Here is a 3388-nt window from a genome sequence, read left to right as displayed (position 1 = left end):
CGCTCCGCGAGCGCCTTGGTGAACAGGATGTTGGCGAGCTTGGACTGCGAATAGGCCCTCCACACGCCAAAGCTCCGCGTCAGGTGCGGATCCTCCCAGTGGATGGACCCCGTCTTGTGCGCGCCCGAGGACACGTTGATGATCCGCCCCTGGGGCGCCCGCCGCAACGGCTCCAACAGCAGGTTCGTCAGCAGGAAGTGGCCCAGGTGATTGACCCCCAGCTGGGACTCGAACCCGTCCCGTGTCGTCTCCCGCTTCACGGTGATGACGCCCGCGTTGTTGATCAACACATCCAGCGTCGGGTGTCGGCTCTGGAACTCGCGAGCGAAGTTCCGGACGCTCTCGAGCGAGCCGAGGTCGCACAACATGAGCTCGAGCGTGTCCGAGCCGCTGCGCTGGAGGGCCTCCTTCAGCGCCTGCTCACCCCGCCCGGCATCGCGGCACGCCATGATGACGGTGGCACCCCTTCGGGCCAGCTCCGTCGCGGTGGCGAGCCCCACACCCGAATTCGCACCGGTCACGACTACGGTCTTCCCCTTCATCTGGCGGCCCTGTCTCCCTGGCTGTCTCACGCGTAGGCGTCATCCACCGGCTTGGTGGGGCGAGTCTCGGAGGGGAAGCGTGGCAGGCGCAACTCGAAGAGGTACTCGCCTTGGTGATCCCCTCGAATGACACCGCCGAGAACGGCGAGCCCCGGAGTTGTCAGTCCCACCGGCTATTCCCTGGAACTGGCAACCCATCAGGGGGCGGCCATCACCACGGGGACTTCCCATGAAGCTGGCCGGAGCGGTGGTGCTGTTGGTGCTCCTCACCGGATGCGCGACGACCCAGGGAACGGGTGGGTCTGGCCCTTCACGCCCACCACCAGGAGTCCAACCCGCGACGAAGAAGGAACTGCCGTGGTTGAGCGTGCCGGGCGGGCAGATGAAGACGACGCTCTTCTACGGCCCGTGGCAGTGCCGCCGGGAGTTCATGAATGGGTGCCAGCGGGAGTGCGCCAGCGAGGGCCACACGCTCATGGGCTGCATGTGGCTGGCCGACATCAAACTGGACTGGGTGGGAAGCCTCGTCGTCCTACCCGTTCCCGTGAAGGCCGGGAGCCGCTACGGCATCTATTACTGCTGCTGCAATTACCCCACTTTGCCGAAGGCGGTGAAGGAGGTTGAGCGCAAGAGGTGGGAAAAGATCCGGGACTCCTTCCGGGACGACTGGAGCAAGAAGTTCGGAGAGTGGCCCGTCGACGGAGGCATATCCTGGCCGGGCCATCACATCCGGGACCTCTGGCACGGTGGGAACCCGGTGGATCCCAACAACATCATCCCCGTGCAGCCCAGCATTCATGACGAATTCACCAGGGCCTACCCTGCCTGCTACGCTGGGCAAGCGCCCTGGAACACGGTAGGACCCGACCTGCCCTACTCGGACAACTGACGATGGCCACGCTCATGAGCGACCTGCTCGAAGAGGTCTCCCGCGAGCCCTTTCCGCATCCCCCCGCCACGCCCGAGGAAGTTGAGGAGTTCGAGCGGCGGGTGGGCTGGAAGCTGGACCCGGACCTCCGGGCCTTCTACCTGCATTGCAATGGGGCCGCTCTGCTTCGATGGCCGGATTCGCCCTATGAACTCCTGCCTCTGTCGAAGATCGTCCGGGCACGGGTGGCCATCTGCGGTGAGGATGACGACAGGTGGGGCCCGGCCTCGATGTACGCCTTCTGCTACGTGCGCGATGGCAACTATGTCGTCTTGGACGTGAGCCGACAGGTAGACGGGCGGTACCCGCTCATTGATGGGGACCGCGAGACCTGGCCCAACCCGGAATACTGCACGCAGATCGCCAGCTCGTTCTCGGAGTTCTTGGAGCAGGTGCTGCGCACCCGGCGTAGCCTCTACTGGCTGGGGGAATGAGACCGTGGCCATGCCCATGAGCCGCCTGCTGGAAGAAGTCTCTCGCGAGCACTTCCCCTATCCCCCAGCCACACCCGCGGAGATCGAGGAGTTCGAGCGGCGGGTGGGGTGGAAGTTGGACCTGGACCTGCGCGCCTTCTACTTGCATTGCAACGGCGCCGAGTTGATCGAACGGCTACCCGACTCGCCCTACCAAATGCTTCCCTTGTCCGAGATCGTTCGGGCGCGAGTGGCCATCTACGGCGAGGACGACGACAAGTGGGGCCCAGCTTCGGTGTACGCCCTCTGTGACGTGCAGGACGGCAATTACGTGCTGGTGGATGTGAGCCGAGAGGAGAATGGTCGTTATCCTCTCTTCGACGGAGATCATGAGGCGTGGCCGGACCCGGCCTATTGCAAGCAGGTCGCCAGCTCGTTCTCGGAGTTCTTGGAGCAGGTGCTGCGCACCCGGCGTAGCCTCTACTGGCTGGGGGAATGAGATCTCTCGGGCATTCCTTCAGACCCCGTCGCCTGCGTGAGGCCCATCCGCAGGCGAGCAGCTCGGCCATGCAGTGTGGCTATCACAATGAGTGTGACACTGCGGCGATCAACGCCCGGCCGAGCCCAGGGCCTCAATAGGATGGACGTTCAGCCGCCTTGAACACCGCGTTGATGCACCTCCACTTGTAGGCGGAGTCCAGCGAGACGGAGGGCATCAAAGAGGTCGTACAGGTTGTCGATCAGTGGCCGCATTCTGATAGCGATCTCGGCTGTGAATACTTCTTCCTTTCCGTCATAGCGGTGCGTGTAGTCGGTGATGACCTTGTCGATCTCCTCCAGAGGTACCCTCGTTCCGAGAAGTTCAATCTTGAGGGGCTCGGGCTGTCCGTTCCGCTCTTTCAAGCGGTACTTGGTCCGCTTCGTTCTCGATGGCCCATGTGGCGACGAGTGCCGGAACCGTCCCGACGTGCCAGCCGGTGCCCGCCTGCACGTCCATCCTGTCGCGCCAGGGAGGCGCGAGGTGCTCGTGAGCGAGGGGGTAGTGCTCCCGGGGAATCACCTTGTCCCGCTTCCACTGCCCGGGCCGGGCCTGGGGACGGTGAGCTGTCCGAAGGTAGGGTCCTCGGCCACAGAGAGGGCGTGCTTCACCTTGCGCAGCCAGGAGTAGACCGCTTGAGGACCGCGATCCGATGACCTTGGGCCTTCGCTCACTCCATGGCGGGGAGGATGTCATCGAGGAGCGTGAGCTTCCTCAGACTCCGGCCCTTGAGCTGGTCGGCCCACCACGCGAGGTAGCCCTGCTGCTTCTTCACCCAGGTGGAGCTGTTCTTGTCCACGTCGCGCGAGTAGGCGAGGAATTCAGCCGCGAGCGGCGCATCGAGGTGGATGGGCTCCTCGTGAGACGAGCCCGCCGGGTTGTAATGCTCCGGGTCCGTCTCGAACCGCTTGAGCTGTTCCATGGCCGCTCGGAGCGTGGTCGCCCGCGTGCTGACCTTGTAGTTCCG

General features: G+C 64.3%; 7 protein-coding genes. 3 read left to right on the top strand and 4 right to left on the bottom strand.

The features are described 5' to 3' along the window. Both VF697_RS11100 and VF697_RS11095 read right to left on the bottom strand, forming a co-directional pair. Window positions 1-521: SDR family NAD(P)-dependent oxidoreductase (locus VF697_RS11100; RefSeq protein WP_331094078.1), on the bottom strand; the 521-nt coding region annotated here is incomplete at its 3' end. 47 nt (window positions 522-568) lie between these two features. Continuing rightward, window positions 569-712: a hypothetical protein gene (locus tag VF697_RS11095; RefSeq protein WP_331094076.1), complete on the bottom strand. Its 144-nt coding sequence runs from the start codon at window positions 710-712 to the stop codon at window positions 569-571. Between the two features lie 59 nt (window positions 713-771). Here VF697_RS11095 and VF697_RS11090 point away from each other — a divergent pair, with 59 nt between their 5' ends. The 3 genes from VF697_RS11090 to VF697_RS11080 are packed head-to-tail and all read left to right on the top strand — an operon-like array spanning window position 772 to window position 2382. Continuing rightward, the gene (locus tag VF697_RS11090; protein WP_331094075.1) at window positions 772-1431 is read left to right on the top strand and encodes a hypothetical protein; all 660 of its coding nucleotides are present in this window, start codon (window positions 772-774) and stop codon (window positions 1429-1431) included. 2 nt (window positions 1432-1433) lie between these two features. After that, window positions 1434-1904, top strand: coding sequence for an SMI1/KNR4 family protein (locus VF697_RS11085; RefSeq protein ID WP_331094073.1), 471 nt, complete (start codon window positions 1434-1436; stop codon window positions 1902-1904). Window positions 1905-1920: 16 nt separating this feature from the next. After that, the gene (locus VF697_RS11080) at window positions 1921-2382 is read left to right on the top strand and encodes an SMI1/KNR4 family protein (protein ID WP_331094080.1); all 462 of its coding nucleotides are present in this window, start codon (window positions 1921-1923) and stop codon (window positions 2380-2382) included. Window positions 2383-2531: 149 nt separating this feature from the next. On the opposite strand, the gene VF697_RS11075 is transcribed toward VF697_RS11080, so the two are convergent. Both VF697_RS11075 and VF697_RS11070 read right to left on the bottom strand, forming a co-directional pair. Continuing rightward, window positions 2532-2786, bottom strand: a complete 255-nt coding sequence (locus tag VF697_RS11075) for a hypothetical protein (protein WP_331094071.1) — start codon at window positions 2784-2786, stop codon at window positions 2532-2534. A 305-nt stretch (window positions 2787-3091) separates the two neighbouring features. Next, a partial coding sequence (locus tag VF697_RS11070) for a hypothetical protein (protein WP_331094069.1) occupies window positions 3092-3388 on the bottom strand: 297 nt, incomplete at its 5' end.

The sequence above is a fragment of the Archangium sp. genome, assembly GCF_036388035.1.
Classification (GTDB): Bacteria; Myxococcota; Myxococcia; order Myxococcales; family Myxococcaceae; genus Archangium.
Note: the sequence above shows the minus strand (reverse complement) of the source record. Positions and strands in the feature narration are given on the sequence as shown.